The organism is Streptomyces sp. CA-243310 (assembly GCF_050936775.1).
Classification (GTDB): Bacteria; Actinomycetota; Actinomycetes; order Streptomycetales; family Streptomycetaceae; genus Streptomyces.
The window spans coordinates 1,946,823-1,967,067 of the sequence record NZ_JBNJMF010000002.1; the positions used below are offsets into that span (position 1 = coordinate 1,946,823).

The 20,245-nt window shown below is 73.4% G+C and carries 15 protein-coding genes; 6 read left to right on the top strand and 9 right to left on the bottom strand.

Going from position 1 to position 20,245, the window contains the following annotated elements; translation table 11 throughout:
• Position 1: 1 nt before the first annotated feature.
• Positions 2-616 carry a TetR/AcrR family transcriptional regulator gene (locus tag ACQEVM_RS26400; protein WP_433083030.1) on the bottom strand — a complete coding sequence of 205 codons (615 nt, stop codon included), beginning with the start codon at positions 614-616 and terminating at the stop codon, positions 2-4.
• A 15-nt stretch (positions 617-631) separates the two neighbouring features.
• Positions 632-1,417 (bottom strand): SDR family oxidoreductase, encoded by a 786-nt coding sequence (locus ACQEVM_RS26405; RefSeq protein ID WP_433083032.1) that lies wholly within the window; start codon positions 1,415-1,417, stop codon positions 632-634.
• Between the two features lie 266 nt (positions 1,418-1,683).
• On the opposite strand from ACQEVM_RS26405, the gene ACQEVM_RS26410 reads away from it, so the two are divergent.
• Positions 1,684-2,829, top strand: coding sequence for an acyl-CoA dehydrogenase family protein (locus ACQEVM_RS26410; protein ID WP_433083034.1), 1,146 nt, complete (start codon positions 1,684-1,686; stop codon positions 2,827-2,829).
• Positions 2,829-3,818, top strand: a complete 990-nt coding sequence (locus ACQEVM_RS26415; RefSeq protein ID WP_433083036.1) for an acyl-CoA dehydrogenase family protein — start codon at positions 2,829-2,831, stop codon at positions 3,816-3,818. The genes ACQEVM_RS26410 and ACQEVM_RS26415 overlap by 1 nt, the downstream gene beginning before the upstream one ends.
• A gap of 52 nt (positions 3,819-3,870) precedes the next feature.
• On the opposite strand, the gene ACQEVM_RS26420 is transcribed toward ACQEVM_RS26415, so the two are convergent.
• From ACQEVM_RS26420 to ACQEVM_RS26430, 3 genes are read right to left on the bottom strand one after another with little or no spacing between them, the layout of a single operon-like run.
• Entirely contained in the window at positions 3,871-4,605 is a 735-nt protein-coding gene (locus ACQEVM_RS26420; RefSeq protein WP_433083038.1) for a class I SAM-dependent methyltransferase, read from the bottom strand.
• A complete protein-coding gene (locus ACQEVM_RS26425; protein WP_433083040.1) occupies positions 4,602-5,585 on the bottom strand; it encodes an alpha/beta hydrolase in 984 nt (327 codons plus the stop codon). The genes ACQEVM_RS26420 and ACQEVM_RS26425 overlap by 4 nt, the downstream gene beginning before the upstream one ends.
• Complete coding sequence (locus ACQEVM_RS26430; RefSeq protein WP_433083042.1) at positions 5,582-6,307, bottom strand: SDR family NAD(P)-dependent oxidoreductase; 726 nt, start codon at positions 6,305-6,307, stop codon at positions 5,582-5,584. The genes ACQEVM_RS26425 and ACQEVM_RS26430 overlap by 4 nt, the downstream gene beginning before the upstream one ends.
• Positions 6,308-6,434: 127 nt before the next feature.
• On the opposite strand from ACQEVM_RS26430, the gene ACQEVM_RS26435 reads away from it, so the two are divergent.
• The 3 genes from ACQEVM_RS26435 (at position 6,435) to ACQEVM_RS26445 (ending at position 8,459) form a co-directional block, all read left to right on the top strand.
• On the top strand, positions 6,435-7,022 hold the full coding sequence (locus tag ACQEVM_RS26435; RefSeq protein ID WP_433083044.1) for a PadR family transcriptional regulator: 588 nt from the start codon (positions 6,435-6,437) through the stop codon (positions 7,020-7,022).
• Positions 7,023-7,166: 144 nt separating this feature from the next.
• Positions 7,167-7,895, top strand: coding sequence for a vWA domain-containing protein (locus tag ACQEVM_RS26440; protein ID WP_433083046.1), 729 nt, complete (start codon positions 7,167-7,169; stop codon positions 7,893-7,895).
• A 36-nt stretch (positions 7,896-7,931) separates the two neighbouring features.
• Positions 7,932-8,459: a pyridoxamine 5'-phosphate oxidase family protein gene (locus tag ACQEVM_RS26445; protein WP_351376600.1), complete on the top strand. Its 528-nt coding sequence runs from the start codon at positions 7,932-7,934 to the stop codon at positions 8,457-8,459.
• 8 nt (positions 8,460-8,467) lie between these two features.
• Here ACQEVM_RS26445 and ACQEVM_RS26450 read toward each other — a convergent pair whose 3' ends face one another.
• Together ACQEVM_RS26450 and ACQEVM_RS26455 are read right to left on the bottom strand one after the other, a co-directional pair.
• A complete protein-coding gene (locus tag ACQEVM_RS26450; protein WP_433083049.1) occupies positions 8,468-9,760 on the bottom strand; it encodes a glycoside hydrolase domain-containing protein in 1,293 nt (430 codons plus the stop codon).
• A gap of 371 nt (positions 9,761-10,131) precedes the next feature.
• Complete coding sequence (locus ACQEVM_RS26455) at positions 10,132-10,803, bottom strand: hypothetical protein (RefSeq protein ID WP_433083051.1); 672 nt, start codon at positions 10,801-10,803, stop codon at positions 10,132-10,134.
• A 150-nt stretch (positions 10,804-10,953) separates the two neighbouring features.
• Here ACQEVM_RS26455 and ACQEVM_RS26460 point away from each other — a divergent pair, with 150 nt between their 5' ends.
• Complete coding sequence (locus ACQEVM_RS26460; RefSeq protein ID WP_433083053.1) at positions 10,954-13,809, top strand: AAA family ATPase; 2,856 nt, start codon at positions 10,954-10,956, stop codon at positions 13,807-13,809.
• Positions 13,810-13,953: 144 nt separating this feature from the next.
• Here the strand turns inward: ACQEVM_RS26460 and ACQEVM_RS26465 are convergent, their stop codons facing one another.
• Positions 13,954-15,414 (bottom strand): glutamate synthase subunit beta, encoded by a 1,461-nt coding sequence (locus tag ACQEVM_RS26465; protein ID WP_433083055.1) that lies wholly within the window; start codon positions 15,412-15,414, stop codon positions 13,954-13,956.
• Positions 15,407-20,017: a glutamate synthase large subunit gene (gene gltB / locus ACQEVM_RS26470; protein WP_433083057.1), complete on the bottom strand. Its 4,611-nt coding sequence runs from the start codon at positions 20,015-20,017 to the stop codon at positions 15,407-15,409. Before gltB ends, ACQEVM_RS26465 begins: the two co-directional genes overlap by 8 nt.
• Between the last annotated feature and the right edge of the window lie 228 nt (positions 20,018-20,245).

The following is a 20,245-nucleotide window of genomic DNA, read 5'->3' on the forward strand; positions in this document are numbered from 1 at the left end:
GTCAGTCGCGCAGGGCGATCCCGTCCAGCACCATCGACAGGTACTGCCGGGCGATCTCGTCGGGGCTGTGCTGTCCGCCCGGCCGGTACCAGGACGCCGCCACCCACACCGTGTCGCGCACGAAGCGGTAGGTGAGGCGGATGTCCAGGTCGGCCCGGAAGACCTTGGCGGCCACTCCGCGCTCCAGCGTCCCCAGCCAGGCCTTCTCGAACTTCTGCTGCGAGTCGGAGAGGTAGTGGAAGCGGGGTTGCGCGGACAGGTGGCGGGATTCCTTCTGGTAGATCGCGACGGCGGCGCGGTGCCGGTCGATCTCCCGGAAGGACTCGGTGACGAGGGCCTCGATGGTCTCCCTGGGGCCGAGACCGGCGGCGAGGACGGTGTCGTACCCCTCCCACAGTTCGTTCAGGAAGGCCGAGAGGATCTCGTCGAGCATCGATTCCTTGGAATCGAAGTGGTAGTAGAGGCTGCCGGCGAGCATCCCGGCGGCATCGGCGATCTTGCGCACGGTGGTGGCGTTGTAGCCCTGCGCGGCGAAGACCTCGGCGGCGGTGTCGAGAAGCTCCCGTCTGCGCTCGGGGGACGCGGTCACCTGTGGCTTCTTCTTGTTCGTCGGCACGCGCCCATTCTCGACCTACGCGTGCTGGCTGCTGACCGACACGGTCTCGCCGGTCATGTACGACGAGTAGCCGCTGGCCAGGAACACGATGACGTTGGCGACCTCCCAGGGTTCGGCGTACCGGCCGAAGGCCTCGCGGGCGGTGAGTTCGGCGAGGAGGTCCTCGCTGGTGACCTTCACCAGGTGCGGGTGCATGGCGAGGCTGGGGGCGACCGCGTTGATCCGTACGCCGAACTCGGCGGCCTCCAGGGCCGCGCAGCGCGTCAGCGCCATCACCCCGGCCTTGGCGGCGGCGTAGTGGGCCTGGCCGGTCTGGGCGCGCCAGCCGACGACGGAGGCGTTGTTGACGACGACCCCGCCGCCGGTGCCGGCGGCCCTGAAGGAGCGCAGGGCGGCGCGGGTGCAGCGGAAGGTGCCGTTGAGGGTGACGTCGAGGACCCGGCCCCACTGGTCGTCGGTCATGTCGACCAGGGCGGCGGTGCCGCCGAGTCCGGCGTTGTTGACGACGACGTCGAGGGCGCCGTGGGTCTGTTCGGCGTGCGTGAACAGGGCCCGGACCTGGTCCTCGTCGGTGACGTCGCAGGGCAGGGAGTCGATCCGGTCCGCCCCGAACTCGGCGGCCAGCGTGTCCTCGGTCTCCTTGAGGCGGCGGGCGTGGGAGTCGCCGATCAGGACGCGGGCGCCCTCCTCCAGGAAGCGGCGGGCGGTGGCGCCGCCGATGCCGGCCCCGGCGGCGGCGGTGATCACGGCGGTCCGGCCGGCGAGCAGCCCGTGCCCGCCGACGTACTCGGGTGCGTTCACGCCCGTACCTCCTGGGGAAGGCCGAGGAGCCGCTCGGCGACGGTGTCGGCGCGGAGAAGTCGGCGCGGAGAAGAGGTGGCGCCGCTCTCCTCGACGCCGCTCGTGCCCGTACGTTAACCTACCAAACACTTGTTAGGGAAGGATGTGTCGATGTCCGCTGCCCGCACCCCCGAGACGGTCGGTCCGCCGGTGCTCCACGAGCGTCGCGGCCCCTTCACGCACGCGACCGTGACGCACCCCGCCGCGGCGAAGGGGGCGACCGGCTGATGGACCTCACCCACACGCCGCAGGTGGAGGCCTTCCGCGAGGAGGCCCGGGCCTGGCTGGCCGGACACGTCCCGGCCGCCCCCCTCCCCTCGCTGGAGACGGCCGAGGGCTTCGCCGCGCACCGGGAGTGGGAGGCCCGGCTGCACGCGGACTGTTGGGCGGTGGTGTCCTGGCCCGAGGAGTACGGCGGCCGGGGCGTGGACATCGAGCGGTGGCTGGTGTTCGAGGAGGAGTACTGGGCGGCGGGCGCGCCCGGCCGGGTCTCCCAGAACGGCATCAACCTGCTGGCCCCCACCCTGTTCGACCACGCGACGGCCGAGCAGCGGGCGCGGGTGCTGCCGTCCATGGCGAGCGGCGAGGTGATCTGGGCGCAGGCCTGGTCGGAGCCGGAGTCGGGCTCCGACCTGGCCTCCCTGACGTCGAGGGCGGTCCGTACGGAGGGGGGTTGGCTGCTGTCCGGGCAGAAGACCTGGTCCTCGCGGGCGGCGTTCGCGGACCGGGCGTTCGGCATCTTCCGGAGCGACCCCGAGGCCCCGAAGCCGCACCAGGGGCTGACGTACCTGATGTTCGACCTGCGGGCGCCGGGGGTGACCGTGCGGCCGATCGGCCGCCTGGACGGCAAACCGGCGTTCGCCGAACTCTTCCTGGACGGTGTGTTCGTCCCGGACGAGGACGTCATCGGGGAGCCGGGGCAGGGCTGGCGGATCGCGATGTCCACGACCGGCAACGAGCGGGGGCTGACCCTGCGCTCCCCCGGCCGGTTCCTGGCGGCGGCGGACCGGTTGCTCGGGCTGTGGCGGGAGGTCGGGGATCCCGCCGACACCGCGCTGTCGGACCGGGTCGCGGACGCGCTGGTCGGCGCCCGCGCGTACGAGCTGTTCACCTGGGGGAACGCCTCGCGGTTCGCGGCGGGCGAGACGATCGGCGCCGAGTCCAGCCTGAACAAGGTGTTCTGGTCCCGGTACGACATCGCCCTGCACGAGACGGCGCTCGACCTGCTGGGCGCGGACGCCGAGCTGGCGGACGGCGAGTGGGCCGAACCGTGGCTCTTCTCCCTGGCCGGGCCGATCTACGCCGGGACGAACGAGATCCAGCGCGACATCATCGCCGAGCGGCTGCTCGGCCTCCCGAAGGGCCGCCGCTGATGCGCTTCCTGCCGACCGACGAACAGCGCGACTTCGTCCGGACGCTGCGCCGGCTGCTCGACGCGTCCGAGGTGCCGGCGGCCGTACGGGCCTGGGGCGCGGGCGACCACGCGCCGGGGCGGGCCCTGTGGTCCCGCCTCGCCGACACCGGCCTGTTCGCGCTCGCCACCGACGGAACGTACGACGGGCTCGGGCCGCTGCCGCTGGAAGCGGCCCTCGGCTTCGTGGAGTTGGGGCGGGCCGGAGTGCCGGGGCCGGTGGTGGAGACGGCGGCGGCGGCGGTGCTGCTGGCGGGGTTGGGGGACGAGGGGCCGGCGAAGCGCTTCCTCCCGGGGCTTCTCTCGGGCGGCGCCTGTGCCTCGCTGACCCTGCCGGACGCGGCCCCGTACGCCCTGGACGCGGACGCGGCCACGTACTGCTTCACGGTGTCGGAGGCCGGCGAACTGCGCCTGGCGGACCCGGCCGGCGGGCCGGTCCTGCGCTCGACGGACCCGACGCGCAGGCTGCTGCGCCTCCCGGCCGGGGGCGGTGAGCTGCTGGCCCGCGGGCCGGCGGTGACGGCGGCGGCGCGGAGCGCCCTGGGGTGGGCGCGGCTGCTGACGGCGGCGCAGTGCCTGGGCGTCGGGGAGGCCCTGCTGGCGCGGACGGTGGAGTACGCGAAGCGGCGCACGCAGTTCGGCGCGCCGATCGGCGGGTTCCAGGCGGTCAAGCACCGGCTGGCGGACACCCTGCTGGGCCTGGAGTTCGCCCGGCCGCTGGTGTGGGCGGCCGGGCTGTCCCTCGATCCGGGCGAGGTCGCGGCGGCGAAGCTCGCGGCGGGCGAGGCCTCGTACGCGGCGGCGATGACGGCGCTCCAACTCCACGGGGCGGTCGGCTACACCGAGGAGTTGGACCTGTCGCTGTGGCTGCGCAGGGCGCGCCCGCTGCGGGACGCGTGGGGAACGCCGTCGGCGTGCCGGGCGGCGGTGCTCGGGGCGGCCGGCGGGTAGCGGTGGCCGCGGTCGCGTTCCGGGTCGTGGGGCGCACCCCCCACGGCCCCCGTCACAGGACGCTCACGTGGAGGCTGACCACGTACGGCTCCTCCAGCGTCCCGTCCGGGAAGAGGGCGCCGAGCACCGACCGCTCCCTGTCCGTGAACTCCCGGGTGCCGGCCTCCCCGAGGAGGAGGAACGCGGAGTGACTGGCGATGTTCGCGAGGTGCTCGTCGAGGGTGATCCGGCGGGACCAGGGCACGGTGCGGGTGCGGAAGCCGGAGTCGAGGCCGGCGGGCAGCGTACGGAAGGACACGCCGTCGACGCCGAAGACGGCCCGGATCCGCGCGGCCTGTTCGGCGACCCACGGCACCGACTCGTCCATGTCGTTCCACCAGATCGCGAGCGCGCCGCCGGGCCGCAGCACGCGGCGCGCCTCGGGGACGGAGCGGGCGGGGTCGGTCCAGTGCCAGGCCTGCGCGTAGGTGAGCAGGTCGAAGCTGTCGCCGGCCAGCGGCAGACGGTCGCCGTCCCCGCGCACCAGCGGTATCCCGGGGTGCGCGCGGCGCAGTTCGGCGGCCATCCCGTCACCGGGCTCGACGGCGAGGACGTGCGCCCCGCGGGCGTGGAGCAGGGCCGTCGCGATGCCGGTCCCGGCCCCCACGTCGGCGACCCGGGAACCGGCGAGCGGGCGACCGCTCAGCTCCTCCAGGGCGTCGAGGAGCGCGTCGGGGTAGGCGGGCCGGTGCGCGGCGTACAGCGCGGCGGCGGCGTCGAAGGAACGGGCGCGGGAGGGGGGCGTCATGGGCCCATTCTTCGCGCCGCCGCCGATCTTCGACAGCGGTTTGCCGCCGCCCGGCGCGCCGCGGGCGCCGCCCATGGATCACCGCACCGCCTCCACGGGGCGGGGCCCGCACCGGCCCCTCGGCCCCTCAGCGCCTGATCCACGCCGGCGGCCGGCAGTGGCGAGCCCAGGAAGCCGTGGAAGACCCCCGGGTACAGCTGGACGCCACAGTCCACGCCCGCCTCGCCCAGCCTGCGGGCGTACGCCAGCCCCTCGTCCCGCAGCACGTCGCAGTCGGCGAGGACGATCAGGGTGCGCGGCAGTCCGGTCAGGTCGGGGGCGCGCAACGGGGAGACGTGCGGGTGCGCGGGGTCCCCGCCGTACCGGTCCCAGTACCAGGCCATGTGGGCGGCGGTGTGGAAGTACCCCCGCCCGTACCTCTCCACGGACGGGGTGTCCATGGCCGCGTCCAGGGGCGGGTAGAACAGCAGTTGTCCCGCGACGAGTTCGGGGGCCCGCAGTGCGGTCACGGCCGCCAGGGTGCCCCCGCTGGAGTCCCCGGCGACGATCGTCCTGTCGGGATCGCAGCCCAGCGCGGCGGCTCGGGAGCGGGCCCACAGCAGCGCGGTCAGCGCGTCGTCGGGCGCGGCGGGCCAGGGGTGTTCCGGGGCGAGCCGGTAGTCGACGGAGACGACGACCGCGCCCGAGGCGGCGGCGAGCCGGCGGCAGCCGGCGTCGTGGGTGTCGAGGTCGCACATGACCCAGCCGCCGCCGTGGAGGTAGACGACGAGCGGGCGCCCCGAGGCCCCGGGGTCGGGGTCGTACACGCGGACGGGAACCCCGCAGGCGTCGTCGTCGCGCACATCGGCCGGCGCGGGCCCGGGGGCGCCCCCGCCGGTGGCCGCCGCCGCCCGCAGGGCGTGCGGGTCGCCGGGGCCGGGGAAGGCCGCGGCCATGAGGTCGCACAGCCGCCGGGCGGCGGGTGAGAGGTCGTCGCTCATCGGGCCGTCGTCCCCCCGTCCACGGTGAACTCGCCGCCCGTGACGTACGAGGAGGCGTCCGAGCAGAGGAAGCGGACGAGTTCCGCGACCTCCTCGGGCCGGCCCATGCGGCCGAGCGGCACGTGGGACCAGTCCTGGTCCGACACGGCGGAGATCATCGGGGTGTCGATGACGCCCGGGTGCACGGAGTTCACGCGGATCCGGTCCCCCGCCAGGTCCAGGGCGGCCGACCGGGTCAGCCCGCGCAGGGCGAACTTGGTGGATCCGTAGGCCGCGTGGCCCGGGATGCCGACCAGTCCGGCGGTGGAGGAGACGTTGACGATCGAGCCGCCCCCGGCGGCGCGCATGACGGGGGCGACGGCCTGGATGCCGAGGAAGGGGCCGAGCAGGTTGACCCGCAGCAGCGCCTCGAAGTCGGCGAGGGACTGCCGCTCCACGTGGGCGGTGCGCCACAGGGCCGCGTTGTTGACGAGCGCCGAGATCGTGCCGAAGGCGGTCACGGCCTCCCGTACGACCCGGGCCCAGCCGTCGGCGTCGGCCACGTCGTGGTGGACGTACAGCCCCTGGCCCCCCAGGGTCGCGGCGACCTCCCGGCCCTCCGCCTCCCGGATGTCGGTGACGACGACCCGGGCGCCCGCCTCCGCGCACATGCGGGCCTCGGCGGCGCCCTGCCCGCGCCCGGCGCCGGTGATGACGACGACCTTGCCGTCCAGTGGGATCACGGTTCAGCCCTCCAGGGGCACGAAAGCGCGGGGGGACGGGGCTCAGTATGCCTAACAGGAACACTTCTAGCAGTCACACCGCGAGGAGGGAAGAGGGTCCGCGCGGACCGGTCGTAGACTGCGCCGCGTGGCAGACGAGACGAACAAGCGCGCCCTCCCCGCGACCGGCTGGGCAGTGCTCGGGCTGCTCTCCTTCGGCGAGGAGCTCTCCGGCTACGACCTGAAGAAGTGGTCGGACCGCTCGCTGCGCTTCTTCCACTGGAGCCCGTCCTTCAGCCAGATCTACAGCGAACTCAAGCGGCTGGAGAAGGCCGGATACGCCTCCTCGCGCCTGGTCGCCCAGGAGACCGGAACCCGCGACAAACGCGTGTACCGGATCACCGACGAAGGCATGACGGCCGTACGGGAGTGGGCGCGCGGGACGCCGGTCGACCCTCCGGTGCTCAAGCACGGGCCCATGCTCCGACTGTGGCTCGGTCACCTGTTGGAGCCGGAGCAGATGCGCGAAGTCCTGTCACGGCAAAGGGAGTTCGCGGAGACGATGCGCCGCAGTGCGGCGGCGGACGCGGAAGAGGCCGAGGAGCGGGCCTCCTGGCCCTACCCGACGCTGACCCTCAAGTGGGCCGAGCGGTACTACGCCTCCGAGCGCGACCTGGCGGCGGCGATGCTCGACGACATCGAGGCACTCGCGTCGGAACGCGGCACACGGCCGTAGGCCCGCCCGGACCCGAGGCGGCGGCCGAGTCCGCCTCCTCGGCCGGCACGCGCGGCGCGAGCGGGACGCCGATCGCGCGGGGGCCTCGGAGCGGCCGGCGCGACACCGGGTTCCGCCCCCGCCGACTGCCGTACGCTCGGCGCCATGACGGGCAGTGCGATCAACCTCCGCAAGCTGGAAGAAGCCGCTCCGGCGTTGGTGAACCTGTACAAGAGCGCCGGGGTGTCGCTCCGCAAGCACGGCATGGAGGGCGGCCGGGCCAGCGTGTACCTGGTCCTGGACTACTCGGGGTCGATGCGCCCGTACTACCAGGACGGCAGCGTGCAGTCCCTGGCCGACCGGGTCCTGGGGCTGTCCGCCCACCTGGACACCGACGGCCGGGTGCCCGTCGTGTTCTTCTCCACGGAGGTGGACGCGGTCGCGGAGGTCTCCCTGGCCGACCACGCGGGCCGGGTCACCGAGATCGCCGCCGGCCTGGGCCACATGGGCAAGACGGCCTACCACCTGGCGATGGACGCGGTCATCGACCACTACCTCGACTCGGGCACCTCGGCCCCGGCCCTGGTGGTCTTCCAGACGGACGGCGGCCCGATCAACAAACTCGCCGCGGAGAGGTACCTCTGCAAGGCCGCCCGGCTGCCGTTGTTCTGGCAGTTCGTCGGTTTCGGCAACACCCGCAGCACCCAGTTCGACTTCCTGCGCCGCCTCGACGAACTCCCCGTCCCCGCGAAGCGGGTCGTCGACAACGCGGGCTACTTCCACGCCGGCGAGGACCCGCGCCGGGTCCCGGACGAGGTGCTGTACGACCGGCTGGTCGCGGAGTTCCCGTCCTGGCTGGCGGCGGCCCGGGAAGCCGGCATCCTGCGCGTCTGAGCGGCGGCGGCGCACGATCCGCGCTTGGATGGAGGGATGACGACGACGAACAACTGGGCCGTGTTCGAGACGGCGGAGCCGGAGTTCGCGGCGGCCGTCCGGGCCCGCTTCGCGCGGTATCCGCACCACGTCCTCGGCACCCTCCGCAAGGACGGCTCGCCCCGACTGGCCGGACTGAACGTGGACATCCGCGGCGGCGAACTGTGGCTCGGCATGATGGCCGGCTCCATGAAGGCCAGGGACCTCCAGCGCGACCCCCGTTTCGCGCTGCACTCCAACCCGGGCCCCGGCGAGGAGATGGAGGGCGGGGACGTCCGGATCTCCGGGCGGGCGCTGGAGCTCGTGGACCCGCCGGAGCTCCACCGCTACGCGGAGGAGACCGAGACACCGCACCCCTTCCACCTCTTCCACGCCGACCTGACGGAGATCGTGCGGATCACCGTCGAGGGCGACGACCTGGTGGTGCGGACGTGGACCCCGGAGCGCGGCGTCCACACCCTGCGCCGGGGCAACGACGACGAGCCGCCGCGCGAGGACCCGGCCGGGGACTCCCCCGCCGGCTGAGACGCCCCTCAGGCCAGGGGGCCGAGCCCGATCGTCCCGGGGACGGTGAGGAGCCGGGGATCGACGTCGAGCCAACTGCGGTCGATGTTGATCGTCACCCCGCCGTACGTGGCGTCGTGCCCGCCGCGGAACTGGTGGGCCCGGCGCGGGCCCGCCCACTTGGTCGTCCCGGTGGGCAGGCCCATGTCGGCGTCCGAGACGCTCGCCGAGAGGTTCCACCGGGCCACCCACAGCACGTCCGGCATGGCCTGCGGCGCCTGGTGGTGGTGCTCGCTCAACGCCGGCACCCCGGAAGCCGCGTGCACATAGGCCGCCGACTTGTAGCCCAGCTCGTGCAGCCGCACCGTCCAGGCGGTGAGGTAGGCCACGACCGGCGCGTCCCAGGTGGCCCGATCGGTGTAGTGCTCCAGGTCGTTGTAGAGGAGCGTGCCCGGACCCAGGCCGAGTGACCGCGCCGCGTCGGCGGCGCCCTCGGCGGCGGTGACGCCCTGCTCGTCGGCCCGGGAGGGGTCGGTGGACAGGCCGGTGGTGTTGCTGCGCCAGGGCTGCGGGCCCACCCAGATCGGCATCAGGTGCCAGCCCGCCTCGGTCTGCCGTCGGACCCAGCCGGAGGTCAGTTGCGGCTGCGCGCAGGCCCGGGCCAGGCCGCCGATGTACACGCCGACGGCGCCGAAGGGCGAGCCCTGCCGCCAGGCGGTCATCGCCGACTGCGTCGGGGCGGTGCAGGCGTCGAAACCGAGCCCGGTGAACGGTTCCTGGGCGGTGCGGGACGCCGGCAGGGCCGCGGTCGCGACGTCCGCCACCGCCCCGGTGGCGGAGGCGGGCGTACGGCGCGCCCGCTCCAGGAGGCCGCGTACCGCCTCGGGCCCGGTGCCGTACGAGACGGTGGCCATCACCCCGGAGCCGCGCAGCGCGTACCGCAGCTCGTTGCTGTCGCTCCCGGTCCGCGGGAGCGGCGTGCCGGGGTTCGCCTTCAGGGTGGGGACGTCGGCGCGCGGCGGGGCCCCGTGGAGGGGTTCCAGGTGCAGGGTGTCGGCGCGGGTGACGGCGGCCCGACCGGTGCATTCGGTCTGGGTCCCGGCGTGGCCGAGGTACAGCGTGGGCCGGTCGAGGCGCAGGCAGGCGTCGGGGGTCCGGTCGAGGTCGACGACCCGCCAGTCGGCGGGGACGGTGAGCCGCAGCCCGCGGTAGTCGACGGTGCGTCCTTCGTCGCCGGCGGCAGTGACGGCGACCGCGGCCTGGGCGGGCAGGAGCAGGGCGGCGCCCAGCAGACAGCGCAGCAGCAGCATTCGGGAGGGCATGGGGCCAGAGTTACCAGAGGGCGGCTGCCCTCAACTGCGCCGCGATCCGCCGCACATGGGCCGTACGGCCTACGGTCGCACCCGCCCGGGCGGCGCCGCCCGTCCCGCCCGGATCCGGGCGCCGAAGCCCGGACCGGCGTCCGGCCCGCGTCGGGCGGGGCCGGCGCCCCCGCGCCTCCCGCGACGCGTCACCCGCACGAGCGAACCGGGCCCGGCCCCGTCACGACGGGCGCCACGACGACCCGTGACGACGGGCGGTACCGCCCCCCAGCGGTACCGCCCGTCGTGTTCCCCGCTCCCCCGCCGAGGAGCGGCTCCGTGGCCCGGCGGTCGGTGCACACCCCCACGGTGCGCCGTCCCGCCGGGCCGGCTCAGCAGTTCCGTACGCCGGCCGGCGGCTGGAAGACCCCGTCGAGGGCGCGGTCCGCGCTGAGCACGACCAGCGTCCAGTCGATCGAGGAATCGGCGCTCGGGAGCCGGAGTCCGTCCGGCAGGTCGTCCTCGGTGATCTCGTCACCGACGTAAAGGACGGACAGCGTTCCCCCGCATCCCTCCGGGGGCGGGGGGACGCTCCCCGGGGCGAGACCGTCGCGGGGCCCGACCTTGACGATGACGGTGTTGATCGGCTTGTAGGAGTAGGAGTAGCCCGGCTTGCTCATGGCGCGGGTCATGTCGACCCGGAAGTGGCCGACCTTCACCTCCACCGCCTCGCAGGGGCGTTTGCCGTCCTTCAGGCTCAGGTAGACCCCGGTGTCCGTCATGAACAGGGCGCTGTAGTCCGGGCGGTCCTTGCTCCGCAGGGCCTTGAGGTAGGCGGCCTTCTCGTCCGGACCCATGCCGGAGGTGACCGTGCACGTCGGGGTCGGCGAGGGGGTGGGTGTGGGTGTCGGGGTGGGCGTCGGTGCGGCCGCGGAGGACGTCGCCGGGCCCGGCACGAGCGGATCGGAGGGCAGGGACCGGGGCGACCCCTGCCCCCCGCAGCCCGCGAGCACGAGTGCGGGAACGGTCAGGAACGGAACCACGAGTACGCGTAATCGACGCATGCGGCCTCCTCGTCAGACACAGCCGGAGTCGATTCCGAGCGTGACAGCCCGCCGGCCGTCACACATCCGTGGAACCACCTACGTAAGCCGCGCGCACGGGAGACAATCCGGGTGTACCGGTCCGGGCCGGCGCCGACTCGGGGGGGGCTGATGATGCGCAGGACTCCGCTGGTCGGGAGGGCCGCCGAACTCCGGCACCTGGTCGAGGTGCTCGACGGCGGCGCCCCCGCCGTCGTCGACCTCACGGGAGCCGCAGGGATCGGCAAGAGCCGCCTGCTGACGGAACTGTGCGCGCGGGCCGCCGACCGGGGCATGACCGTACTGCGCGGCCGGGCGGCCGAGTTCGAGCGGCACATCCCCTTCGGGGTGTTCACCGACGCCTTCACCGACCTCGACACGGGGCCGCCGGACGGGCCGGACGCCGAGGCGGCCGCCCCCGTCCTGTACGGGGTGGACGCGGGCGGGGTCGGCGCGGACGCCGAACGGTTCGCCGTGCACCGGGCGACGGGACGTCTGCTCACCCGCCTGGGCCGGGGCGGACCGGGCCTGCTCATCGCCCTCGACGACCTCCACTGGGCGGACCCTGCCTCGCTGGAGCTGCTCGACCACCTCGTACGGCATCCCCCGCGCACCCCGGTGATCATCGCCGTGGCCCGGCGGGACCGGCAGACCTCGCCCTCGCTCACCGCCGCGCTCACCCGGGGCGTGGACACCGCCGCCGTCCTGCGCCTGGACCTCGGACCGCTCCCCGAGGAGGCCTGCGTCGCCCGACTCGCGCCCGACCTCGTGCCCGGCCTGGCCCCCGCCCGGGCCGCCCGGCTGTACGCCGCCAGCGAGGGCAACCCGCTGTACTTCCTGACCCTGCTCCAGGGACAGGCCGGCGCGAGCGTCCCCGACGGCGGGCTCGCCGCGCTGCTCCTCGACGAACTGACCCCGCTGACCACCGCGCAGCGGCGTACCGCCGAAGCCGTCGCGGTGCTGGGGGACCAGGCCACGGCGCCGTTGCTGGCGTTGACGGCGGCCGTGCCCGACGCGGCCCGGCTCGACGCCGACCTGGCCGTGCTGGCCCGCCGCGACCTGCTGCGGCCCGGGCCGGGCGACAGCTGGTCACTGCGCCATCCCGTGCTGCGGACGGTGATCCACGAGAACACCGAGCGCCGGCGTCGTACCGGCATGCACCGGCGGGCCGCCGAGGCGCTGGCCGGGGCCGGTGCCTCGGCCGCCGTCCGGGCCCACCACGTGGAACGGGCCCTCGCCGCCCGCTGGGACCCCGACCTCGCGGCCGTGCTGCTCGACGCGGCCGAGCAGTCCGCGACCACGGCCCCCGCGAGTTGCGCCCACTGGCTGGAGGTGGTGCTGCGGGTCCTGCCGGACACGCCCGACAACGCCGTGCGGCGCCGGGAGCTGCGGCTGCGGCGGGCCCGGGCGTTGAGCGTCTGCGGCGCGTTACGGGAGAGCCGGGACCTGCTGCACGAGGTGATCGCCGAGGTGCCCGAGGACGACGACGGCGGGGTGCGCGCGGCGGCCGTCACCCTGTGCGCCTCGATGGAACGCCACCTCGGGCACTACCCGGCCGCCGTGTCGCTGCTGCGCCGCGAACTGTCGCGCACCCCCGCGCCCGGCCCGGCGGACGCGGTGGCCCTCGGTCTGGAGCTGGGCTCGGCCGCCCCGCACGCCTCGGCCTACCCGACCGTGCGGGCCGACGTACAACGCACCTTCGAGCTGGCCCGGACCCTCGGCAACGAGCCGGCCGCGGCCACGGCGCTGGCCGTCGCGGCGCTCGGCGAGGCGTACGAGGGGAACCTGGCGGCCGCCCGGGAGTTCACCGACCGCGCCGGTGCCCGGGTGGACGCGCTCACCGACCGGGACCTCGCCGACCTGTGCGAACCGTTGGCCCGGCTGGGCTGGGCCGAGTTCTACCTGGAGCGGTACACCGACGCGGAACGGCACGCCGACCGGGGGCTGGCCATCGCCCGGCGCAGCGGCCCCCTGCACCTGCTGCCCCACCTGCTGCTCTGCAAGGCCATCGTCCACATGAACACCTGCCGGCTGGGGTCGGCGCTGGAACTCGCGGACGAGGCCGAGAGCATCGCCCGCGGGATCGGGAGCGAGGAACTGCTCGCGCTCGTCCTGTCGAACAAGGCCCAGGTGTTGATCGCGGCGCTGCCGCCCGGCGACCGGACCTCGCTGACCGTCGCCGAGGAGGCCGTCGCCGCGGCCGGTCCCCGGACCAGCTGGTGGGCCTCCCTCGCGTGGTGCGTCCTCAGCTACGCCGCGCTGCACGGGGGCGACCCCCGGCGGGCCCGGTCCGCGATGCTGCGGGCCGGCGGCGGACCGGACCTGGCGGGGCTCCAGCCCTCCATGCGGCCCCTGTTCCTGGAGGCGCTGGTCACCGCCGCCGTGGCCGACGGCGATCTGCCGGCCGCCGAGGCGTGGGCCGCCCGGGCCCGCCGGGACGCGGCCCTGCTCGACCTGCCCGCCCAGCGGGCGGCGGCGCTGCGGGGCGAGGGCCAGGTCCTGGCGGGCCGGGGTGACGCGGCCGGGGCGGCGCGTCGGTTCGTCCAGGCGGCCGAGGAGGCGGGGCGTTCGGGCGCCACCCTGTGGGAGGCCCTGTCGCTGCTGCTCGGGGCCTCGCTGACGGCCGACGCGGCGGCGGCGGCGCCGCTGTGGGAACAGGGCCACCGACTGGCCGCGGCGGGCGGCGCCGGGCTGTTGACCGGCCTCGCGGACCTCGCCCGCCCCCCGACCCCCGAGCCGCCGCCGGCACCCTCGGCTGTCCCCGACCCGGCCCCGGCGGGCTCCGCCCCGGGGTTCCCCGCCCTCACCCGGCGCGAACAGGAGATCGCCGCCCTGGTCGCGGAGGGCCTCACCACCCCGGTGATCGCGGCGCGCCTGCGGCTGAGCCCGCGCACGGTCGACACCCACCTGTCGCACATCTTCCACAAGACGGGCGTCACCAGCCGTTCGGCCCTGGCAGCCCTGACGGCCCGCTCGACGCCCCGCTGAGGTCGCCGCGCACCCGGAACGCCACAGCGCCCGCCATCCCTGGTCGGGGACATGGCGGGCGCGGTGTCGGGTTTCCGTACGTCGTTGTACGGGCCGTATGAGGGGTCTCCCCCGGAAGGCCCGGGGGAGGGTGCACCGTCGGTACTACACGGTGATGGAACGGTCCGTCGGCTTGACCGGGTACGGCAGGGCGCTGGCGCCCGTCAGGAAGCGGTCCACGCCGCGGGCGGCCGAGCGGCCCTCCGCGATGGCCCAGACGATGAGCGACTGGCCGCGGCCGGCGTCGCCGGCGACGAAGACGCCGCCCACGTTGGTCGCGTACGAGGCGTCGCGCTCGATGTTGCCGCGCGCGTCGAGGTCCAGGCCGAACTGGTGGACCAGACCGTTCTCCTGGTCGGTGCCGGTGAAGCCCATGGCGAGGGTGACCAGTTGCGCCGGGAGGACGCGTTCGGTGCCCGCCTTCTGGACGAGCTTGCCGTCCTCGAAGGCGACCTCGACGAGGTGCAGGGACTGGACGTTGCCGTCCTCGTCGCCCTCGAAGTGGGTGGTGGAGACGGAGTAGACCCGCTCGCCGCCCTCCTCGTGGGCCGAGGTGACCTTGTACAGCATCGGGAAGGTCGGCCAGGGCTGGTTGGCGCTGCGCTCCTCGCCCGGCCTGGGCATGATCTCCAGCTGCGTGACCGAGGCCGCGCCCTGGCGGTGGGCGGTGCCGACGCAGTCCGCGCCGGTGTCGCCGCCGCCGATGACGACGACGTGCTTGCCCTCGGCGGTGATCGGAGGGGTGACGAAGTCGCCCTCCTGCACCTTGTTGGAGAGCGGCAGGTACTCCATCGCGAAGTGGATGCCCTTGAGCTCGCGCCCGGGGACCGGCAGGTCGCGGGAGACGGTGGCGCCGGCCGCGATGACGACCGCGTCGAACCGCTTGCGCAGGTCGGTGGCCGTGATGTCGCGGCCGACCTCGATGCCCGTGCGGAACTTGGTGCCCTCCGCGCGCATCTGCTCGATGCGGCGGTTGATGTGCACCTTCTCCATCTTGAACTCGGGGATGCCGTAGCGCAGCAGGCCGCCGACGCGGTCGGCGCGCTCGTACACGACCACGGTGTGGCCGGCCCGGGTCAGCTGCTGGGCGGCGGCGAGACCCGCCGGGCCGGAGCCGATGACGGCGGCCGTCTTGCCGGACAGCCGCTCGGGCGGCTGGGGGGTGACGTTGCCGTTGTCCCAGGCCTTGTCGATGATCGAGACTTCGACGTTCTTGATCGTGACGGCGGGCTGGTTGATGCCGAGCACGCACGCCGACTCGCACGGGGCCGGGCACAGCCGCCCGGTGAACTCCGGGAAGTTGTTCGTGGCGTGCAGGCGCTCGGACGCCGCGCCCCAGTCCTCGCGGTAGGCGAAGTCGTTCCACTCCGGGATCAGGTTCCCGAGGGGGCAGCCGTTGTGGCAGAACGGGATGCCGCAGTCCATGCAGCGGCCGGCCTGCTTGCTGATGATCGGGAGCAGCGAGCCCGGAACGTAGACCTCGTTCCAGTCCCCCAGCCGCTCGGCCACGGGACGGGAACAGGCGGTCTCGCGCGGGGTGGTGAGGAAGCCCTTCGGGTCAGCCATTGATCGCCGCCTCCATCATCTTCTCGGTGGTCTCGGACTCCGAGAGTCCGGCCAGCTCGGCGGCGTCCTTGGCGGCGAGCACTGCCTTGTACGTGGTCGGGATGATCTTGCTGAACCTGTCCACCGCGGCGGACCAGTCGGCGAGGAGCTTCGCGGCCACGGTCGAGCCGGTCTCCTCCTCGTGGCGACGCACCACGTCGTGCAGCCACTGCTTGTCGGTGTCGGAGAGGGTGGTCTCGACGGCGCCGGCGTTGCCGACGTTGACGTTGTTCGGGTCCAGGTCGATGACGTACGCGGTGCCGCCCGACATGCCGGCCGCGAAGTTGCGGCCCGTCTCGCCGAGGACGACGGCCTGGCCGCCGGTCATGTACTCGCAGCCGTGGTCGCCCACGCCCTCCGAGACGACGAGGGCGCCGGAGTTGCGGACGCAGAAGCGTTCGCCGGTACGGCCGCGCAGGAACATCTCGCCGCCGGTGGCCCCGTAGCCGATGGTGTTGCCGGCGATGGTGGAGTACTCGGCGAGGTGGTCGGCGCCGCGGTCCGGGCGGACCACGACACGGCCTCCGGAGAGGCCCTTGCCGACGTAGTCGTTGGCGTCGCCCTCCAGGCGAAGCGTCACGCCGCGCGGCAGGAAGGCGCCGAAGGACTGGCCGGCCGAACCGGTGAAGGTCAGGTCGATGGTGTTGTCGGGCAGGCCCGCTCCACCGAACTTCTTGGTGACCTCGTGGCCGAGCATGGTGCCGACGGTCCGGTTGATGTTGCGGATCGCGACCTGGGCGCGGACCGGCTGGGCCGCTTCGGCCGTGGCGGCGTTCAGCGCGTCGCCGGCGAGCTTGATCAGCTCGTTGTCGAGCGCCTTCTCCAGGCCGTGGTCCTGCTCGATCAGGGCGTGGCGGACCGCGCCCTCGGGGAGCTCGGGCACGTGGAAGAGGGGCTCCAGGTCGAGGCCCTGGGCCTTCCAGTGCGTGACGGCCTTGCTGGTGTCGAGGAGTTCGGCATGACCGACGGCCTCCTCGATGGTGCGGAAGCCCAGCTCGGCGAGGATCTCGCGCACCTCCTGCGCGATGAACTCGAAGAAGTTGACGACGAACTCGGGCTTGCCGGAGAAGCGCTCGCGCAGGACCGGGTTCTGGGTGGCGATGCCGACGGGGCAGGTGTCCAGGTGGCAGACGCGCATCATGACGCAGCCGGAGACGACGAGCGGCGCGGTCGCGAAACCGAACTCCTCGGCGCCGAGCAGCGCGGCGATGACGACGTCGCGGCCGGTCTTGAGCTGGCCGTCCGTCTGGACGACGATGCGGTCGCGCAGCCCGTTGAGCAGCAGGGTCTGCTGGGTTTCGGCGAGGCCGAGTTCCCAGGGGCCGCCCGCGTGCTTGAGCGAGGTGAGCGGCGAGGCGCCCGTTCCGCCGTCGTGGCCGGAGATGAGGACGACGTCCGCGTGGGCCTTGGAGACGCCCGCGGCTACCGTTCCGACGCCGACCTCGGAGACCAGCTTCACGTGGATGCGGGCCGCCGGGTTGGCGTTCTTGAGGTCGTGGATCAGCTGAGCCAGGTCCTCGATGGAGTAGATGTCGTGGTGCGGCGGCGGGGAGATCAGGCCGACGCCCGGGGTGGAGTGCCGGGTCTTGGCGACCCACGGGTAGACCTTGTGGCCGGGCAGCTGGCCGCCCTCGCCGGGCTTGGCGCCCTGCGCCATCTTGATCTGGATGTCGTCCGCGTTGACCAGGTACTCGCTGGTGACGCCGAAGCGGCCGGAGGCGACCTGCTTGATGGACGAGCGACGCGCCGGGTCGTACAGGCGGTCCGGGTCCTCGCCGCCCTCACCGGTGTTGGACTTGCCGCCCAACTGGTTCATGGCGATGGCGAGGGTCTCGTGCGCCTCCTTGGAGATGGAGCCGTACGACATGGCGCCGGTGGAGAAGCGCTTGACGATGTCGGCGACGGACTCGACCTCCTCGACGGGGATCGACGGCCGGTCACCCGCCTCGCCGGTCTTGAACCCGAAGAGTCCGCGGAGCGTCATCAGGCGCTCGGACTGCTCGTTCACCCGGTCGGTGTACTGCTTGAAGATGTCGTACCGGCGGTTGCGCGTGGCGTGCTGGAGGCGGAAGACCGTGTCCGGGTCGAACAGGTGCGGCTCGCCCTCGCGGCGCCACTGGTACTCGCCGCCGATCTCCAGCGCGCGGTGCGTGGCGGCGATGCCGGAGACCGGGTACGCCTTGGCGTGGCGCGCGGCCACCTCCTTGGCGACGACGTCGAGGCCGGCGCCGCCGATCTTGGTGGCGGTGCCGCCGAAGTAGGTGTCGACGAACTCCTGGTCGAGGCCGACGGCCTCGAAGACCTGGGCGCCCCGGTACGAGGCGACCGTGGAGATGCCCATCTTGGACATGACCTTCAGGACGCCCTTGCCGAGCGCGTAGATCAGGTTCTTGATGGCCTGTTCCGGCTCCAGGCCGGACAGGAAGGTACCGGCGCGCAGCAGGTCCTCGACGGACTCCATGGCGAGGTACGGGTTGACGGCGGCGGCGCCGTAGCCGATGAGCAGCGCGACGTGGTGGACCTCGCGGACGTCGCCGGCCTCGACCAGCAGACCCACCTGGGTGCGCTGCTTGGTGGCGATGAGGTGGTGGTGCACGGCGGCGGTGAGCAGCAGCGACGGGATCGGCGCGTGCTCGGCGTCCGAGTGACGGTCCGACAGGACGATCAGGTGGGCGCCGTTCCCGATGGCCGCGTCGACCTCGCCGCGGATCTCCTCCAGGCGGGCGGCGAGTGCCTCGCCACCGCCGGAGACCCGGTAGAGGCCGGAGAGCGTGGCGGCCTTCATGCCCGGCATGTCGCCGTCGGCGTTGACGTGTATCAGCTTGGCCAGCTCGTCGTTGTCGATCACCGGGAAGGGCAGGGTGACGCTGCGACAGGAGGCGGCGGTCGGCTCCAGCAGGTTGCCCTGCGGGCCCACCGAGGACAGCAGCGAGGTGACGAGCTCCTCGCGGATGGCGTCCAGCGGCGGGTTGGTGACCTGCGCGAAGAGCTGCGTGAAGTAGTCGAAGAGCAGCCGGGGGCGCTCGGACAGGGCCGCGATCGGGGAGTCCGTGCCCATGGAGCCGAGCGGCTCGCCGGAGGTGCGGGCCATCGGCGCGAGGATGACGCGCAGCTCTTCCTCGGTGTAGCCGAAGGTCTGCTGGCGGCGGGTGACCGAGGCGTGGGTGTGGACGATGTGCTCGCGCTCGGGAAGGTCTTCGAGCTCGATCTCGCCGGTTTCCAGCCATTCGGCGTAGGGGGCGGCGCCGGCCAGTTCGGCCTTGATCTCGTCGTCCTCGATGATCCGCTTCTGGGCGGTGTCGACGAGGAACATCTTGCCGGGCTGCAGGCGGCCCTTGCGGACGACCTTGGCCGGGTCGATGTCGAGGACGCCGACCTCGGAGCCGAGGACGACGAGGCCGTCGTCGGTGACCCAGTAGCGTCCGGGGCGCAGACCGTTGCGGTCGAGGACCGCGCCGACCTGGGTGCCGTCGGTGAAGGTGACGCAGGCCGGGCCGTCCCAGGGCTCCATCATCGTGGAGTGGTACTGGTAGAACGCGCGGCGGTCCGCGTCCATGGACGCGTGGTTCTCCCACGCCTCCGGGATCATCATCAGCACGCTGTGCGGGAGCGACCGGCCGCCGAGGTGGAGCAGCTCCAGGACCTCGTCGAAGGAGGCCGAGTCGGAGGCGTCGGGGGTGCAGATCGGGAAGATCCGGTCGAGGTTGCCCTCGCCGAAGACGTCCGAGGCGAGCTGGGACTCGCGGGCCTTCATCCAGTTCCGATTGCCCTTGACCGTGTTGATCTCGCCGTTGTGCGCGACGAAGCGGTACGGGTGGGCGAGCGGCCAGGACGGGAAGGTGTTCGTCGAGAACCGGGAGTGGACCAGGGCGAGCGTCGACGCGAAGCGACGGTCGGACAGGTCGGGGAAGAAGGGCTCCAGCTGGCCGGTGGTCAGCATGCCCTTGTAGACGATGGTGCGGGCGGAGAGCGACGGGAAGTACACGCCGGCCTCGCGCTCGGCGCGCTTGCGCAGCACGAACGCCTTGCGGTCCAGCTCGATGCCGCTCGCCCCGTTGGACACGAAGAGCTGCGAGAAGGCGGGCATGGTGGCGCGGGCGCCGTTGCCGAGCAGGTCCGGGGAGACGGGGACCTCGCGCCAGCCGAGGACCGTGAGGTTCTCCTCGACGGCGATGGCCTCGATGCGCTCCACGGCGACGGCCTGTGCGGGGCCGTCGGCGGGGAGGAAGGCGATGCCGACGGCGTACGCGCCGGCGTCGGGGAGCTCGAAACCGGCCACCTCGCGCAGGAACGCGTCCGGCACCTGGGACAGGATTCCGGCGCCGTCGCCCGAGTCGGGCTCGGAGCCGGTGGCGCCGCGGTGCTCGAGGTTCCGCAATACGGTCAGCGCCTGCTCGACCAGCGTGTGACTGGCCTCGCCGCTGAGGTTGGCCACAAAGCCGACGCCGCAGGCGTCGTGCTCGTTGCGCGGGTCGTACATGCCCTGCTGGGCGGGGCGACCGTCCATGGGCGACCAGGCGGTGGTGCTGAGGCCGGTCGCGGAGTGCGTGGATGCGGAACGCATCGGCTCTCCCGTCGTCGTCGTGGCATATGTGCATGGCCGAGGGACGACGTTGGCCCTCTGCGAAATTTCGTGCAGGTTACATGATGACGGCAATCCCGAGAAGCGGATATCGCATTCCAACATGCGGACATGCCCGAAGGGGGATAAGGGATCTGCCGGGAGGTCCCTTGGATCTCAAGAACATCTGCGGACGCGTCACGGGCCGCTGCTGATCCCGGCACGGAGCGG

Bases quoted from the DNA above. Each gene is read 5' to 3' on its own strand.
- ACQEVM_RS26410 (WP_433083034.1), top strand. From the start codon at position 1,684: ATGGACCTCACCCACACGCCGCAGGTGGAGGCCTTCCGCGAGGAGGCC.
- ACQEVM_RS26415 (WP_433083036.1), top strand. From the start codon at position 2,829: ATGCGCTTCCTGCCGACCGACGAACAGCGCGACTTCGTCCGGACGCTG.
- ACQEVM_RS26420 (WP_433083038.1), bottom strand. From the start codon at position 4,605: ATGACGCCCCCCTCCCGCGCCCGTTCCTTCGACGCCGCCGCCGCGCTG.
- ACQEVM_RS26425 (WP_433083040.1), bottom strand. From the start codon at position 5,585: ATGAGCGACGACCTCTCACCCGCCGCCCGGCGGCTGTGCGACCTCATG.
- ACQEVM_RS26440 (WP_433083046.1), top strand. From the start codon at position 7,167: ATGACGGGCAGTGCGATCAACCTCCGCAAGCTGGAAGAAGCCGCTCCG.
- ACQEVM_RS26445 (WP_351376600.1), top strand. From the start codon at position 7,932: ATGACGACGACGAACAACTGGGCCGTGTTCGAGACGGCGGAGCCGGAG.
- ACQEVM_RS26450 (WP_433083049.1), bottom strand. From the start codon at position 9,760: ATGCCCTCCCGAATGCTGCTGCTGCGCTGTCTGCTGGGCGCCGCCCTG.
- ACQEVM_RS26455 (WP_433083051.1), bottom strand. From the start codon at position 10,803: ATGCGTCGATTACGCGTACTCGTGGTTCCGTTCCTGACCGTTCCCGCA.
- ACQEVM_RS26460 (WP_433083053.1), top strand. From the start codon at position 10,954: ATGATGCGCAGGACTCCGCTGGTCGGGAGGGCCGCCGAACTCCGGCAC.
- ACQEVM_RS26465 (WP_433083055.1), bottom strand. From the start codon at position 15,414: ATGGCTGACCCGAAGGGCTTCCTCACCACCCCGCGCGAGACCGCCTGT.
- gltB (WP_433083057.1), bottom strand. From the start codon at position 20,017: ATGCGTTCCGCATCCACGCACTCCGCGACCGGCCTCAGCACCACCGCC.